This is a genomic window from Pseudomonas sp. SORGH_AS_0211 (genome assembly GCF_031453455.1).
Lineage (GTDB): Bacteria > Pseudomonadota > Gammaproteobacteria > Pseudomonadales > Pseudomonadaceae > Chryseomonas > Chryseomonas aestiva.
The window spans coordinates 1,064,164-1,079,541 of record NZ_JAVIZV010000001.1; the positions used below are offsets into that span (position 1 = coordinate 1,064,164).

Genomic DNA, 15,378 nt, shown 5'->3' on the forward strand with positions numbered 1-15,378 from the left:
TCCTCTAACGCAGCGCGGCCAGCGGCAGCCGGACGTGCTTGATGCGTTGGCGGAAGTAGGTGAAGGCCAGGTGCACATCCCCGTCGGCCGCCTGCACCAGGCTCGGGTAGGAGTACTCGCGATTGAGCTTCTCGGTGGAATTGTTGGTCAGGCAATAGCCATCGCCGGCCTCGACGTCCAGGCGCCGCCAGCTGTGACCCTCATCCGTAGACACGGCCAGACTCATCGGGCCGCGCGGCACGCCCCAGACAGCGGCGCGCTCGCCGTCCTTCGCCACCGGATCGACACGGCTGTCACCATCGTCGATCTCGTCGTAGAGCGAGGCGCGGCGCTCGCTGTAGTCGGCGGCGCTGGTGGGGTTGTAGGCCACGACCAATTCGCCGCTGGCGAGGCGAACGAACTGGATCGAGGAGTTGTTGTTGGGCAGGGCCGTCGGCGTGGGTGCGCTCCAGCTACGACCGCCATCCTGGGAGCGGCTGGTGTGGATGAAGTCGGCCCAGCGACTGCGGAACAGCGCCAGCAGGCTGCCGTCACCCAGCCGCTGGATATTCATGTGCACGCAGCCGGTGCTCTCGGGTACCGGGTGCTCGTTCCAGCTGCGGCCCTGATCGCTCGACACCAGCACTGCGCTGGTGTCATGGCTGCCCACCCACTTCTCGCCGGGGCGGGCGATGCAGTGGAAGATCGGCAGCAGCCAGTCACCGTTGGCGAGCACCACCGGCGGCTGGCGCACGAAGGTCCCGGGGGTGTCGATCAGCGTCTCGATGGCGCCCCAGCTGTGACCACCGTCCATGGATAGCCGGCGCCGGACGATGGCGGTGTCCTGGTTGCCGGCCACCTGGGCCGTCCACAGCAGCCACAGCGGGCCGTTTGGCGCCTGGAACAGGATGGGATTCTGCTCGGAGCGAGCCGGGTCGTCCGACAGCTGTACGGGATCGCTCCAGGTACCTGTGACCGGATCGCGGCGGCTCAGCAGCACCGAGATATCGGCCTTGCCCTCCTGGGTGCCGGCGAACCAGGTGCACAGCAGGGTGCCGTCAGGCTGGGCCAGCAGGTTGGCGGCGTGATTTTGCGGGTAAGGCGTCGGCAGGAAGGCGTCCTGGCGGCCGGCGATGGCGATTTCAGTGGTGGACATGGGGGACCTCGGCAGGGGCGGCTTTGGCGGCGGACTGGGGGAAGAGACGTTCGATGACCACGACGATGGCGGGCGTCGCCAGGGCAACGTACATGTTGTCGATGCCATAGGGGTTGCCCAGCAGATACCAGACGCTGGTGGTGATGGTCGAGGCCAGCAGGCCGAGGGTCGCGCCCCGGTTGGTGGCGAACAGCGGCAGGTAGATGGCGATCATGGCGATCACCGCGATGGACAGGCGCAGCGCCCGGGTAAAGAACGACAGGTTGAGGATCTCGGGCACGAAGAACACGAAGAACAGCGGCACGAAGCCGATGATCAGGGAGATCACCCGGGTGGCCTTGAATTCACGCTCGGGCGTCGGCTTGCGCAGCGGCACATAGAAGTCGCGGACCACCAGCGAGGCGATGGCCAGGGCCACGGTGCTGACACTGACGAAGATGGAGGCGACCAGCGAAATGGTCACTACGCCGGCCAGCACCGGATGCATCGACTGCAGGAAGACGGGCAGGGCGTAGAGGCTGCTCATCTCCGGATGCAGGTACTTGGACGCGACCCCGATGAAGCCCAGCGCCAGGGAGATGGGAATGCACAGCAGCGAGGCGTGGAAGGTCGAGCGTTGGGCGGCGCGGGCATCCTTGGTCGAGGAAATCGCCTGGATGATGAACTGGGTGGAGAAGATTGCGCCGACGGTACCGATGATCCAGGCGAAGATCTTGCTGCCGCCGATGGCGCCGTCCCAGGTGAAGTAGTGCTCCGGCATGTTCTGCATGACCGGGGTGAAGCCGCCGGTCAGGTGCAGGGCCACGCCCAAGACGATGAACACGCCCACGTACTTGACCGCGGTGTGCAGGACACTGACGTAGGCCACGCTCTTCAGCCCGCCGAACGCGTAGTACAGGGTACTGACGATGGCGGTGATGAAGGCCGCAGTGGGCAGGTTGATCTTGAGCACGGTGGCGATGGCCGCGGCGCCGCTGACGTAGTTGCCCACGTTCACCAGCAAGAGGGCGTAGATCATGATGATCGACACCATCAGCTTGGTGGACAGGCCGTACTTCTGGGCGATGAAGCCGGAGATGGTGAATTCACCGGACGCATAGAGCTTGCGCGCCATCAGCAGGCCGAACAGCGGAAAGCCGATCGCCGCGGCGATCACCGACCAGGAGGCCGCGAAACCGCTCTCGAAGGCCGCCTGGGCAGTGCCCACCGTCGACTTGGCCCCGATGAATTCCGACATCATCAGGATACCCACCACGAAGGCGGGCATGCTGCGCGCGGCCACCATGAATTCGCCGCTGGTGCGGCTGCGCAGGCGGATGCTGAGCCAGGTGGTGAAGAGGATGTAGACCACTACCATCCCGATGATGATGGCAGTGCTTTGCACGTCGAACGTCTGCATGGAAATCGCTCCGTGTTGTTGTTGTACGAGCTTTTTCACAGGGCGCCGGCAGGCCGCCGACGCCCTGGGCGAGGAACGTCAGTGGCTGGGTTGGCCGGCGCCCAGCAGGTCCGCCTCCGGGTCATCCTCGGTGACGATGGGTTCCACCCGGCCGAGCAGGAACAGGTAGTTGAGGATGGCTGCCACGATCAGCGCCGCCGAGAACAGCAGGGCGATGTTGAAGGAACCGGTGCTGGCCACGATGAAGCCGGTGACGATGGGGCCGACCACGCCGCCCATGTTGGAAACCGAGTTCTGCAGGCCGGCCAGCATGGAGGTCATGCCGCGCGGGGCGATGTCTCCGGGCATGGCCCACACCTGGGTGGCGGCCACGGTGGTGCCGGACTTGGCGATGCACAGCAGCACGATCGCGATCCAGGCCGATTCGGCGAAGGCGGCCAGGCCGATGCAGGAGGCCATCAGCAGACCGACGATCAGAAAGGTCTTGCGGATCGTGGTCAGCGAATAGCGGCCACTGCGGTAGATGCGGTCCGACAGCCAGCCGGCGAAGACTTCCACCACCATGGCGATCAGCAGCGGCAGCGCCGCCATGAAGCCCATGGAGATGAGGTCCATGCCCTTTTCCTTGACCAGGTAGGTGGGCAGCCAGGTGATGAAGAAGTAGGAGTTGTAGTTGATGAAGAAGAAGCCCAGGCACATGGCCCAGACGTTGCGGTAGCGCAAGAGCTCGTACCAGCGCATGGCCGGCTTCTCGCCATTGCCTTCGCGGCGCCGCTGGCCTTCGCGGATGTAGCGCAGCTCGGCCTCGTTGATGCGCGGATGGTCTTCTGGATCGTTGCGGTAGAAGGCGAACCAGGCCAGGGCCCAGAGGATGCCGAGGGCGCCGCTGATGACGAACGTCAACTTCCAGCCGAACACCGCGATCAGGCCGACGATCAGCGGCATGGCCACCGCGCCGCCAAATTTGGAACCGCTGTCGAAGATGCCCGAGACAGTGGCGCGCTCCTTGTCGGGAAACCAGCGCGAGGTGATGCCGGCGTTGCTCGGGTAGGCCGCCGCCTCGCCGATGCCCAGGCCGATGCGCAAGGCGAACAGCGACTTGAAGCCCGTGGCAAGGCCGGTCAGGGCAGTCGCCAGCGACCACCAGAGCACCGCGCCGCCCAGGGTGGCCTTCTGACCGAAGCGGTCGGCCAGCCAGCCCGCGGGCAACTGCAGCAGGGCGTACGACCAGAAGAAGGCCGACATGATCAGCCCCATCTCGGTCGCGTTGAGGGCGAATTCCTTGCTGATGAAGGGCGCGGCGGCGGAGAGCACCACCCGGTCGATGTAGTTGATGGCGATCGCTGTCCACATCAGTCCGGCGATGATCCAGCGAATCCTGGTGGCCTTGTTGTTGTTATCCATGATCAGGTTCCGAAAGGGGTAGGGGGTCAGGGGGCGACGACGACGGACTCCAGAGCGCTGTTGCCGGTGAGGGCGGCGACCACGTTGCGGGCGCAGGTGAGGCTGAGGATGTCCAGCGCACCCGGGGTGTAGCCGGCGATGTGCGGGGACACCACCACGGTCGGCAGCTCGTACAGCGGGTGCTGGCTGGCCGGCTCGTCCTCGAACACGTCCAGGGCCGCACCGCCCAGGAGGCCGTTGCGCAACGCCTGGTAGAGCGCCTCTTCATCGACGATGCCGCCGCGTGCGGCGTTGATCAGATGGGCGCCCGGCTTCATCAGGCCGAGTCGCCGTGCGTCCAGCAGGTGGCGAGTGGCGTCGGACAGGCCGATGTGCAGGGTGACGAAATCGGCTTCGGCAAGGAGTTCGTCGAGGTCGTGAAACTCGATGCGTTCGCGGTCGGCGAAGGCCTGATCGGGATAGGGGTCATGGGCGATGACGCGCATGGCGAAGCCACTGGCGCGCCGTGCGACTTCCTTGCCGATGCTGCCCAGGCCGACGATGCCCAGGGTCTTGCCGTGGACATCCGCGCCGAACAGCCGTGGCCATTCGCCGGCGCGGGTTTCACGGTCGGCGCGGGCGACCTGGCGGGCCGAGGCCAGCAGCAGGGCGAAGGTGTAGTCGGCCACCGCGTGGCGGTTGGAGTTGGGCACGTTGCACACGGTCACGCCGCTGGCGCGGGCCGCGTCCAGGTCGATGTTGTCGACCCCGACGCCGTGCTTGCACACCAGGCGCAGCTGCGGCAGGGCCGCGAAGGTGGCGGCGTCGAAGACATTGAACGCGGTGATGGCCGCCTGGCAGTCGGCGGCCGCGGCGATGAAACCCTCGGTATCGATGTCGGCGGGCAAGGTCACCACATCGATGCCGTGGCGGGCCAGCAACTCTAGCGGTTCCCGGGAGTACTTGGCGAAGGACGGCGAGGTGCAGACAACTTTCATGGTCATGCTCCTCACGCAGCCCGGCTGGCGCGGTGTCGGCTGGCGAGTTCGGTGGCCTGGCGCAGCGCCTCGATGAGGCTGCGCTCGTCGGCGATGCCCTTGCCGGCGATGTCGAAAGCGGTGCCGTGGTCCACCGAGGTGCGGATCACCGGCAGGCCGACGGTGACGTTGACGCCGGCTTCCAGGCCCATGACCTTGACCGGGCCATGGCCCTGGTCGTGGTACATGGCCACGACGCAATCGAAATCGCCACGACCGGCGCGGAAGAACAGGGTGTCCGCAGGCAGCGGGCCTTCCACGCGCCAGCCGCGGGTGCGCAGTTCGTCGATGGCCGGCTGGATCTTGGTTTCTTCTTCCCCGTAGCCGAACAGGCCGTTCTCGCCGGCATGCGGGTTGATACCGCAGACGGCGATCAGGGGATCCTGGATGCCGGCCCGCTGCAGAGTCGCGTGGGCGCGCTCGATGGTGCGCTTGACCAAGCCCGGTTCGATGCGCGCGATGGCATCGATGATGCCGATGTGCGTGGTGACGTGGATGACCTTGAGGATCGGCGTCATCAGCATCATCGACACCTCCTCGGTGCCGGTGAGGTGCGCCAGCAGCTCGGTGTGGCCCGGGAAGATATGGCCGCCCGCGTGCAGGGCTTCCTTGTTCAGCGGGGCGGTGCAGATGGCATCGAGTTCACCGGCGGAGGTGAGCTGCACGGTGCGTTCGATGTAGCGATAGGCGGCGTCGCCGGCCAGCGCGGACAGCTTGCCGTAGGGCAGGTCGGCGGGAATCAGCCCGAGGTCGATGCAATCCACCACGCCGGGTTGGAAGCGCGCCTGATCGGGGCGCTCGATGGCGTTGATCTGCAGGCGACCGCCGACGATGCGATTGGCATCCTCCAGGCGACCCGCGTCGCCAATGACCAGCGGCTGGCAACTGTCGTACACCGAGGCGTGGGCCAGGGACTTCATGATGATCTCGGGACCGACGCCGGTGGCGTCACCCATGGTGATGCCGATGACGGGACGTTCAGACATGGTGGGCTTCCTTCTGCAGGCAGGCCGTGGCGGCCTGTGCGGGTAGGCTGGCGCGCAGGTGGCGCCAGGCGTCGAGGAGGGTGTCGGGTTGGCCGAAGCCGCCGGCCTTGGTCACTACCCGCAGGGCGCGACCACGCCAGCGGGTGCTAGCCAGGGCCACGCCCGGTGCGAGGGCGCCGTGCAGGTCCAGCGCCGTGATGCCGGCCTGGGCGAGCAGGGCGCGAGCGGTTTCGCCGCCAGTGGCCATGAGGGCGGCGGCCTCCTGCAGGGCGGGCTGCAGCAGTTCGGCCAGGGCCTGGCTTAGGGCCACGGCCTGGCGCGGATCCCGGGCCTGTTGGTCAAGACTGACCAGGACGTCTTCGCCGCGGGCGAGCTGCCGAGCGAGGGCCATGGCCAGCGCGGTACGCTCGGCGGCGCGCTGCGGCTCCAGCAGCCAGGCAGGGGCCAGCCGCTGCCAGTGTTGGCCGCTCCCCGCCACCAGACGCTCGGCCTGCGCCTGGGAGTGCCGCGACATGCTGCCCACCACCGTGAGGATCGGGCCGTCGCTCAGAGGGCGGAGCGCGGTATGGCCGGTCAGGCCCAGCGCTGCAGGCAGCGCCTCGGCCAGGCCCGCGGAGCCGACCCAGAACAGCTGCTGCGCCAGGGGCGCGGAAGCCCGGGCCAGCGCCTCAAGGTCCGTTTGGCGCTCGGCGTCGCAGACCAGCGCGGGCAGACCACTGTCCAGCGCGCGGCGCAGGGCGACGGCCAGGGCCACCGGCTGACGCAGGGTGGCGAGGTCGAGCCGGGCACAGCTGATGCCGTGATCGGTCAGTTGAGCGACCAGATCGGCACTGCCGGTCAGGCCCTCGTTGCGCCAGACATCGGTTTGGTCGACCGGTACGCCGTCCAGGTACTGGAGTCCACCCTGGGTCGTGCGGCCCAGTGCCGGGTAGGCGGGCGCAACCAGGGCCAGGCCGCGCGGGGCCAGGGCCGCCACCTCGGCGGCGACATTGCCACGCAGGGTGGAGTCGATCTTCTTATAGAGCGCGGCGCCCGCCAACGCCGGGTGCCCGAGCAATGCGGCATGGCGCGCGGCGGCCGCACGCGTGTCCAGTCGACGGCTGTCCAGATCCAGTGCTGTCACCGGCGCCTGGGCATCCAGGGCCTCGGCGTCGAGCAGCACCCGGGTCGCCTGGGCCTTGGCAAAGCCCAGGGCGCAGTCCGCGGCGCCGCTGAGGTCGTCGGCCAGGATCAGCAGGCGGGTCATGGCAGCAGGCGCCGGTACAGTGCCTGGATGTCGTCCAGGCTCAGCGGCTTGGGATTGTTGACCATCAGCCGGGTGACCTTGGAGGCCGCCACGGCCATGTCCGGCAGGTGCGCCTCGCGCACGCCAAAGGCGGCCAGGTCCTGGGGAATTTCCAGGGTGGCGGTCCAGGCGGCGATCTGCTCGATCAGCTTGTGCGCGGCGGCTTCGTCGCTGTCCTCCTCGCGGGCCAGGCCGCAGACCACGGCGGCGCGCTTCAGGCGCGGCGCGCAACTGTCCAGGTTGAAGGCCATGACATGGGGCAGCAGCATGGCATTGGCCACGCCGTGGGTGACGTGGAACTTGCCGCCCAAGGGATAGGCTAGCGCATGGACAGCGGCCGTGCCGGCGGCGGTCAGGGCCACGCCGCCATAGGTGGAGCCGAGCAGCATGTCGCTGCGGGCGCGTACCGAATCCGGCTGCTGATAGGCCTCGACGATGCTGCCGGCGATCAGGCGCATGGACTCCAGGGCGAAGGTATCGCTGACCGGATTAGCCTTGTTGGAGATGAAGGACTCCAGGGAGTGGGTGAAGGCGTCCATCCCGGTAGCCGCGGTGATGGCCTTGGGCAGGCTCAGGGTCAGCAGCGGATCGAGTAGCACCAGGGCGGGCAGCAGGTGGCGGCTGACCACGCCCACTTTCAGCTCTTCGTCGGGCAGGGTGACGATGGCATTGGGCGTCACTTCCGAGCCGGTGCCGGCAGTAGTCGGGACCAGCACGGTGGGCAGCCCGGCGCGGGCCACCTGGTCGATGCCGAGCATGGATTTGAGCGACTGCTCGTTGGTGAGCATGACCGCGAACAGCTTGGCGGCGTCCAGCACCGAGCCGCCGCCGATGGCCAGCAGGGCGTCCGGTTGGCGCGGTGCGACCTGCTCGCGAAAGACCTGCTCGATGTTCTCAAGGGTCGGCTCGATCTCGACGTTGTCGATCACCGCCACGTCGATGTCGCGGGCAGCCAGTTGCGCCTTGACGCGCTCGGTCACGCCCAGGCCATGCATGGCGTTCTGGGTGACCAGCACCACGCGGCGCAGCGGGACGTCGAGGAGGGCGAGCTTGTCGCCGAGCTGATCCAGGGCGCCGGCGCCATGGATCAGGTGTTTGACGGTCTGGAAATGATAGAGGGACATGGGCGCTCCGGATCAGTCGCGGTAGATGGCCAGCAGGCCTTTGAGCTTGTGCACCGTGGCTTCGTCCAGCGGCGCGACCGGGGCCCGGCAGGGGCCGACCGGGACGTTGAGCAGGTCGGCAGCCTTCTTCAGTACCGACGGCATGGTGCCCAGGGCGAAGGCATCGCGCAGCGGGCGCAGCTTTTCCTGGGCGGCACGGGCGGTGGCGTGGTCGCCGGCCTGGAAGGCGTTCCAGATGGTCATGACGACCTGAGGTACCGCGTTGGCCGTGGCTGCCACCGCGCCATCGCCGCCGGCCAGCAGGTTCCAGTAGATGAGGGAATCGGTACCGGCGAAGACGGCGAAGTCATCGCTGCGATACTTCATCATCTGCACCAGGGCGTCGAAGTTGCCGGCGCTGTCCTTGATGCCCTTGATCTGCGGATGCTGGCTCAGGGTGGCGACGGCGCCGATGCCGATGGACATGCCGGTCTTGGCCGGAATGTTGTAGAGCATCAGCGGCAGGCTGGACGCATCGCCGATAGCCTCGTAGTGGGCGATCAGCTCCTTCTGGCTCACGGCGTTGAAGTAGGGGGTGATGACCGAGAGGGCGTCGACGCCACGATCCGTCATCTTTTTGTTCAGTTCGATCACTTCGTGCGTGGCGAAGGCACCGGTACCGGCTACGACCGGGACCCGGCCGCCCGCGGCGTCTACTGTGAGCTCGGCGATACGCAGCTTCTCGGCTTCGGACAGGGCGAAGAACTCGCCATTGGTGCCCAGGACGAACAGGCCGTGGATGCCGGCGCCGATCAGATTTTCGATCAGACCGCGCAAAGCGGTTTCATCGACGCGCTGTTGCGCGTCGAAGGGGGTGACGAGGGCGGGAACGATGCCGCGAAATTTCATGGTCATGCCTGCTTTGTGATTGTTCTGATCACAATAAATCATGGAATGATCTAATCGATCAATAGTGGCCGGACAGTTTTGTGCGGTGACTGATCCAGGGCCGCGGCGGGACAGGACAGCATGCCGTTGGCCACCCGACCCGGCAGCCTGCTGGGTCTGCCCCCAGCAGTACAGCAACGCCGGTCGCAGGCCGTCGGGGTGATGCGGCTGCCTGGAGGCGCACGGGTTTTCGCTCGGACACCCAAACAGCGGTGCGCTGATCAACCTGACAAAATTGTCACGCGGCAGTACCCGTTCCTGACCGAACGATTAGGATAAGTTGGCGGGGTCATCTCCTGGACCTCGAATCATGTCGCGCTTCCTTTCCTCCCTCACCTTCACGTTGCTGGGCGCTGCCTTGCTCGGCCAGGCGCAGGCGGCGCTGCCGCAGCACCCCGATCTCGACCTCGCTGCCGCGCAGCGCCTGGCGCAGGCTGCACCCTGCAGCGCCGCGCTCGCGGTGCTCGACCGCAGCGGTCAACTGATCCTCCTGCAACGCGATACCCGCGTCGGACCGCACAACGCCGAGGCGGCGCGGCGCAAGGCCTTTACCGCCCTGTCCACCCGTACCCCGTCGCAGGCGCTGGCCGAGCGTGCCCGGCAGAACCCGGACGCCGCCAATCTGGTCACCCTGCCCGAATTGCTGCTGCTGGGCGGTGGCATCCCGCTCTATGAAGGCGACCAGCTGGTCGGCGCCCTGGGCATTGCCGGTGCCGGCGGTGGCGGGGCGGACGAGCGCTGTGCGCTGGCGGCCGCTGAACACCTCAACCTCACCTCTCATCCTTGAAGGAGATCTCCATGAAGACGTTCGTGCTGTTGTCTGGCCTGGCCCTGTCCGGCTTCGCGGTCGCCGCGCCCAATCCCCTGAGTGTCCATGTGCTCAACCTGGAAGACGGCAAGCCGTCGGCGGGGGTGCATGTGACCCTGGAGCGCCAGGTAGGGCAGGGCTGGCAGCCGCTGGCGGAGGAGGTCACCAACGAGCAGGGCCGGGTGCCGGCGCTGTTTCCCAAGGAAAAGACCTTCGAGAAGGGTGAATACCGGGTGGTCTTCAAGACCGGGGACTACTATCGCCAGCAGGGCCGCAGCGCCTTCTTCCCGGAAATCCCGGTGGTGTTCGACGTCACCCAGCCGGAGCAGCACTACCATATCCCGCTGTTGCTCAGCCCCTACGGCTTCAGCACCTACCGCGGTTCCTAGCGGCGAGGTCTCCCAGGCTAGGGCTTGGCAGTAGAGCCTGGGAGTTGTCTGGACAGCGGCGCAATGGCTGGAAGTCAGACTTTGTAAGGATCCGGATACAAGGTGGCGACGGACTTTTACCTGGGGTAGAAACCCAGCTGAGGTAGGTTCACGCACAATGGGATCCAGGGCTGCAGCGTTACGGAGTGCTGGATGCCGTCCCGCGGTCCGTCCGACCGCTAGGGTCGGCGTACCAGGTCATCGTCACTCCAGGGAGTCGCACCTTGTACCTGTCGCCCCTCTCGTTTCGGTCGGCCGAACCGGTCAGTTCGGCTTCTGGCGCCTTCGCTGCCTGCCGCAATGCCTACCGCGGCCCCGTGCTGCTGATGGCGTCGGGGCCTTCGGCGGGCAGGCTCAACCTGCCGGTCTGGCGGGACATTCCGGTCATCACCATGAATGGCGCCATCGCCAAGTTGCTGGGCAGTCCCCTGAGTCCTCTGTTCTACGTCTGCAGCGACCTCAGCTTCGCGCAGCAGCAACCCGAGCTCTATCGGCAGGGACTCGAGCGGGCTACCCGGCTGGCGCTCTGGCCGGAAGCCATCCAGGCCCTGCCGGCGGAACTGGCCGCCAAGGCACATCCGCTGCACCGTGCGCCAGCCACGCGCCTGGAGCACCACCTGGGCGCCGAGCAGGAACAGGCGCAACGGCTGCCCGCCTGGTTCAGTCGTCGCGCCCGGGATATCGGCTTCAGCTGCAACCTGGATTACGGCATCTTCGATGTCCGCACCGTGGCCTTTATCGCCCTGCAACTGGCCTATCACCTGGGATTCACCGAGATCTATCTTGCCGGCGTCGATCTCGACAGCGACCGTCCGCGGTTCTACGAGGATGGCCGCTCGCCGGCGTCGCCCTGCGGCCTCGACGAGCACCTGCACAGTCGCATCCTGCCCGGCCTGCAGGTCATGCAGACCGCGATGCGCGCCGCGGGTCGCCAGGTGTTCAATCTGTCGAACTGCAGTCGTATTCCCGCCGACCTGATTCCGCTTGCCGATCTCGCCGCCGTGGAAACGCGCTGGTTGTGGCGACGCCGGCGTCTGCCGGGTTAGCGACCGGCCGGCGAGCCGGCTCAGCGCCAGCCCTGGGTAAGGCCCCAGACCACGGCGTAGCGCGTGGCCTTGGCCAGGGTCACCACCACTAGAAAGCGCCACAGCGGTTCGCGCATGACCCCGGCCACCAGGGTCAGGGGATCGCCGATCACGGGCGTCCAGCTGAGCAGCAGCGACCACCAGCCCCAGCGCTGGTAGGCCGCCTGGATACGGGCAAGGCGTTGCGGCGACAGCGGAAACCAGCGGCGTTGGCGAAAGCGTTCGAGATGGGTGCCCAGCCACCAGTTCAGCGTCGAGCCGGCGACATTGCCCAGCGTCGCGGCCAGCAGCAGAAGGGCCGTCGCATAGCGCTCGGTGAGCAGCAGTCCGGCCAGGGCCGCTTCCGATTGCAGGGGCAGCAGGGTGGCCGCGCCAAAGGCGAGGGCGGCCAGGCCCAGGTAGACGCTCAGGGCTTCCAGGATGCAGCTCCAGCAGGGAAAGCCATGAGGGGTCTGTCTTGGGTCGGGACGAAGCCGCCGAGCATAGCGCGAGTAGCCGGGCTACGCTGCCTCCCGGCCCTTAGCCCTCCTGCTCAACCCAGCCGAGCGAGCCAGTCCGCGACCGAGTCCCCGCTGCTGATGTCGGGCTGCACCAGGCCATCGATCATGAAGGTCGGCGAGACGTGGATGCCGTTCTGCCGGGCGTACTTGCAGTGCCACTTGATGGCGTGCTGCAGGTCCGGATTGGCGAAGGCGTCGGCCAGGGCCAGGCCGCTGTAGCCTTCCAGGCGCGCGATGATGTCATTGGGGTGTGGCGTCGCGATTGGGTCCGGTGGCGTGATCCTTGAACTCGAATTCCTCGCGATGGGCCGCCACCGCTGCCAGCACCACCTTGGCGCTTTCCTTGCCGCCGTCGACGGTGGCGGCGGCCAGCACGCAGCGCACCACGACGCCGGAGAACAGGTGCCAGGGCTGGGATTGCAGGCGGATCTTCAGGGTGATCCGCTCGGGGCCGGCCTGGGCCAGCAGGTCGTCGAGCTTGTTGAAGGCCTTGACCGAAAAGGGACAGGTGGGCTCGAGAAAGACTTCGAAGGTGCGGGGGCCATGGCCCCAGGTGAGGGTGTCGGCGTACAAGGTAGGACTCCAATGGCGAGATGATGGGGTTGAGACCGCACGCATTCCCGGGCGTTTTCCCGCACCCGGGACGAAGCGGGATGTCTCAGGGAATCAGTCGCCGCCGACGCATGTCCTCCAGGTGCGCGAGCAGGACCTCGTCCGATCTCAGCATCATCTGCCCGAAGCCGGCCTGCCGTGCCTTGGTCACATCGAAGATGGCGTCCTTTTCGACATGGAAGATGAAGTCGCCGAAGGCCCCGGGCGCGATCCGCTCGGGATCGGCCTCGGCCAGTCCTTCGCGTTGCGCCAGCGCCTGCCAGACCGGCTTCAGCGCGGTCAGGCGCTGGGCCAGGGAGATGGGTTGCGGCTCGCCCACGTCCAGCCCGAACCAGTCGGCCAGCTGTGGCCAGACGTGACTCCAGCGAAAGACATCGCCGTTGGTGAGATTGAAGGCGCCATCGCGCTGCTCTTCGGCGGCCCAGACCGCGGCTTCGCCCAGCAGCGGCGCGGCCGTGACGTTGACCAGGGCGCCGCGATAGGCCTGCTCCGTTCCGGGGAATTGCATGGCGGTGCCGGTCGCCTTGCACAGGGCGCCGTAGAGGCCGATCAGGTTGCCCAGGTTCATGGCCGAGCCCAGCGAATGGCCGATGACGATGTCGGGGCGCAGGGCGGTCCAGCGAATGCCGTCGGCTTCGAGGCTGCGTACGAAGTCTTCATGGCGGAAATAGAGGTTGGGCGGGAAGTGGCGGCTGTCGTCCTCGCGGGCTGGGGTCTTGTACACCCCCAGATGGGCGCCATAGATCTTGCCGCCCTGGACGAAGGTGATGCGGGCCAGGGGGGCGCCGGCATCCCGTACCGCGGCGACCAGATTCTCCAGCATGGCGGCGTTTTCGTCCGCCTCGACGCCCGGGTCGGGGTTGGGCTTGAGGGCGCTGTAGAAGAGATGGGTCACGCCGGCGAGGTCGGCCTTGGCCGCGGCCAGGCTGTCCCGGTCCAGCAGGTCGGCGGTCAGGTGCGGAAAGCGACTGGGCGCCTGTTGCGAGCGGCCGATGGTGGTGATGGACCAGCCGGCCTGGGCGAAGGCTTCCAGCACGGCCTGGCCAATGATGCCGCTGGCACCGGCGATGAGCAGCTGACGTTCGGTCATGGGGTCTCCCGATAGCGTGGGTAGGCTGATGAAGGGGAGACCCAGGCAGAGGGCTATTTGTCCCCGTGTCGGGCTGGACGGTAGGTGGACAAACGCCGGTGTCCTGCGCGCACCAGCAGGGCTACTGTGAGAGCACTGCCTGCTGCCGCGGAGGACCTGCCCTTGAACCATCCATCCCGTACGCCTGACGCCTTGCCGTGCTTGCTGAGCGAACTCCTCACCGCCCTGGGTCTACCTGCTGCCCAGGCGGCAAATCTGCAGGTCCAGGGCAACGACAGCCTGGTCTCGTGCTTTCCGGTCAGCGAGCTGGCCACGGCGGCGATCGGGGTCGCCGGCCTGGCCGCCGCCGATCTGCTCGCCGAGGGCGCACCCGCCTTGCCGGTGCAGGTGGACCGGCACCTGGCCGCGGCCTGGTTCAAGACGTCCCTGCGTCCCCTGGGCTGGGAATTGCCCGCCGTCTGGGATCCCGTCACGGGTGACTACCGCACCCGCGACGGCTGGCTGCGACTGCACGCCAATGCGCCTCATCACCGGGACCGCGCCCTCGCCGTGCTGGGCTGTGCCAACAACCAGGCCGCCGTCGCCGAGGTCATGGCCGACGGGTCTGGCGAAGCCCTGGAGGCGGCCATCGTCGCGGCGGGCGGCTGCGCGGCAAGGCTGCGTACCCAGGCGGAGTGGCAGGCGCATCCCCAGGGGCAGGCCGTTCGCACCGAACCCCTGATCGCCCAGGAATGGACAGCCGTTGCCACGGCGCGCGACTGGCGCCCCGATCCACGACGTCCATTGCAGGGCATCCGCGTCCTCGACCTGACCCGCATCCTCGCCGGGCCGATCGCCACCCGTCTGCTGGCCGGGCTGGGCGCCGAGGTGCTGCGGATCGATCCGCCCGGCTGGGACGAACCGGCCCAGGCACCCGAGGTGACGCTGGGCAAGCGCTGCGCGCGACTGGACCTGCGTCGGCCGGCCGACCGTCGGGTGTTCGAAGCCTTGCTGGCGGAGGCGGACATCCTGGTGCACGGCTATCGCGCCGATGCGCTGGAAGGGCTGGGTTATGGAGGTGCACGGCGACGTGCGCTGAATCCCGGGCTGATCGATGTCTCGCTCTGCGCCTATGGCTGGAGCGGCCCCTGGGCGTTACGCCGGGGCTACGACAGCCTGGTGCAGATGTCTTGTGGTATCGCCGCAGCCGGCTGTGAGTGGCAGGGCGGTGAGCAGCCGGTACCCTTGCCGGTGCAGGCGCTCGACCAGGCCACCGGCTATCTCATGGCAGCCGCCGCCCTTCGCGGGCTGGCACGGCGTCAAGGTGAGGGGCAGGCATTGACGGCGCGGCTGTCCCTGGCCCGTACCGCCTGGCTGCTGACCGAGCGGCCAGGCGCGAACGGCGGATCGGCGTATCGAGGACCCGCGGAGGGGGACTACGGTGACGCTCAGGAGCCTACCGCCTGGGGCCCGGCATTGCGCTTGCGGGCACCGCTCCGACTGGGCGAGGTCGAGCTGCAGTGGCGTCGCCCCGCGACACGCCTCGGCTCCGCCACCGCGGACTGGAGCCGTTAGAGAGAATGGCGGCGGAAGGCTTCCG

Annotated in this window: 14 protein-coding genes and 1 pseudogene; 4 read left to right on the forward strand and 11 right to left on the reverse strand. The window is 67.6% G+C overall.

The annotated features are described in order from the left end of the window. Positions 1-4 precede the first annotated feature (4 nt). From QE393_RS04860 to dapA, 8 genes are all read right to left on the reverse strand, one after another. Complete coding sequence (locus tag QE393_RS04860; protein ID WP_273809207.1) at positions 5-1,135, reverse strand: exo-alpha-sialidase; 1,131 nt, start codon at positions 1,133-1,135, stop codon at positions 5-7. Continuing rightward, complete coding sequence (locus QE393_RS04865) at positions 1,122-2,534, reverse strand: sodium:solute symporter family protein (protein ID WP_273809216.1); 1,413 nt, start codon at positions 2,532-2,534, stop codon at positions 1,122-1,124. Before QE393_RS04865 ends, QE393_RS04860 begins: the two co-directional genes overlap by 14 nt. A gap of 78 nt (positions 2,535-2,612) precedes the next feature. Beyond that, a complete protein-coding gene (locus tag QE393_RS04870) occupies positions 2,613-3,938 on the reverse strand; it encodes an MFS transporter (protein ID WP_273809217.1) in 1,326 nt (441 codons plus the stop codon). A 26-nt stretch (positions 3,939-3,964) separates the two neighbouring features. Continuing rightward, positions 3,965-4,915, reverse strand: a complete 951-nt coding sequence (locus QE393_RS04875; RefSeq protein WP_273809219.1) for a phosphoglycerate dehydrogenase — start codon at positions 4,913-4,915, stop codon at positions 3,965-3,967. A gap of 11 nt (positions 4,916-4,926) precedes the next feature. Continuing rightward, the gene (pdxA, locus tag QE393_RS04880; protein WP_273809221.1) at positions 4,927-5,940 is read right to left on the reverse strand and encodes a 4-hydroxythreonine-4-phosphate dehydrogenase PdxA; all 1,014 of its coding nucleotides are present in this window, start codon (positions 5,938-5,940) and stop codon (positions 4,927-4,929) included. Continuing rightward, on the reverse strand, positions 5,933-7,186 hold the full coding sequence (locus QE393_RS04885; protein WP_273809223.1) for a four-carbon acid sugar kinase family protein: 1,254 nt from the start codon (positions 7,184-7,186) through the stop codon (positions 5,933-5,935). The genes pdxA and QE393_RS04885 overlap by 8 nt, the downstream gene beginning before the upstream one ends. Further along, positions 7,183-8,349, reverse strand: coding sequence for an iron-containing alcohol dehydrogenase (locus QE393_RS04890; protein ID WP_310042345.1), 1,167 nt, complete (start codon positions 8,347-8,349; stop codon positions 7,183-7,185). Before QE393_RS04890 ends, QE393_RS04885 begins: the two co-directional genes overlap by 4 nt. Before the next feature lie 12 nt (positions 8,350-8,361). Further along, a complete protein-coding gene (gene dapA, locus QE393_RS04895; protein ID WP_310045612.1) occupies positions 8,362-9,237 on the reverse strand; it encodes a 4-hydroxy-tetrahydrodipicolinate synthase in 876 nt (291 codons plus the stop codon). Between the two features lie 349 nt (positions 9,238-9,586). Here dapA and QE393_RS04900 point away from each other — a divergent pair, with 349 nt between their 5' ends. From QE393_RS04900 to QE393_RS04910, 3 genes are all read left to right on the forward strand, one after another. Continuing rightward, positions 9,587-10,063 (forward strand): heme-binding protein, encoded by a 477-nt coding sequence (locus tag QE393_RS04900; protein ID WP_273809229.1) that lies wholly within the window; start codon positions 9,587-9,589, stop codon positions 10,061-10,063. 11 nt (positions 10,064-10,074) lie between these two features. Next, a complete protein-coding gene (gene uraH, locus QE393_RS04905) occupies positions 10,075-10,473 on the forward strand; it encodes a hydroxyisourate hydrolase (protein WP_027602718.1) in 399 nt (132 codons plus the stop codon). A 263-nt stretch (positions 10,474-10,736) separates the two neighbouring features. Continuing rightward, a complete protein-coding gene (locus QE393_RS04910; RefSeq protein WP_273809233.1) occupies positions 10,737-11,558 on the forward strand; it encodes a lipopolysaccharide biosynthesis protein in 822 nt (273 codons plus the stop codon). 20 nt (positions 11,559-11,578) lie between these two features. Here the strand turns inward: QE393_RS04910 and QE393_RS04915 are convergent, their stop codons facing one another. The 3 genes and pseudogenes from QE393_RS04915 to QE393_RS04925 all read right to left on the reverse strand — a co-directional run bounded on the left by QE393_RS04915 (position 11,579) and on the right by QE393_RS04925 (position 13,799). Further along, positions 11,579-12,016, reverse strand: coding sequence for a YqaA family protein (locus tag QE393_RS04915; RefSeq protein WP_273809647.1), 438 nt, complete (start codon positions 12,014-12,016; stop codon positions 11,579-11,581). A gap of 113 nt (positions 12,017-12,129) precedes the next feature. Beyond that, positions 12,130-12,670 (reverse strand): annotated as a pseudogene (locus QE393_RS04920) (DsbA family protein). 85 nt (positions 12,671-12,755) lie between these two features. Then, positions 12,756-13,799 carry an SDR family oxidoreductase gene (locus QE393_RS04925; protein WP_310042350.1) on the reverse strand — a complete coding sequence of 348 codons (1,044 nt, stop codon included), beginning with the start codon at positions 13,797-13,799 and terminating at the stop codon, positions 12,756-12,758. Between the two features lie 162 nt (positions 13,800-13,961). Between QE393_RS04925 and QE393_RS04930 the strand changes: the two genes are divergently transcribed. Beyond that, positions 13,962-15,353: a CoA transferase gene (locus QE393_RS04930; RefSeq protein ID WP_310042352.1), complete on the forward strand. Its 1,392-nt coding sequence runs from the start codon at positions 13,962-13,964 to the stop codon at positions 15,351-15,353. The last annotated feature ends 25 nt before the right edge of the window (positions 15,354-15,378 follow it).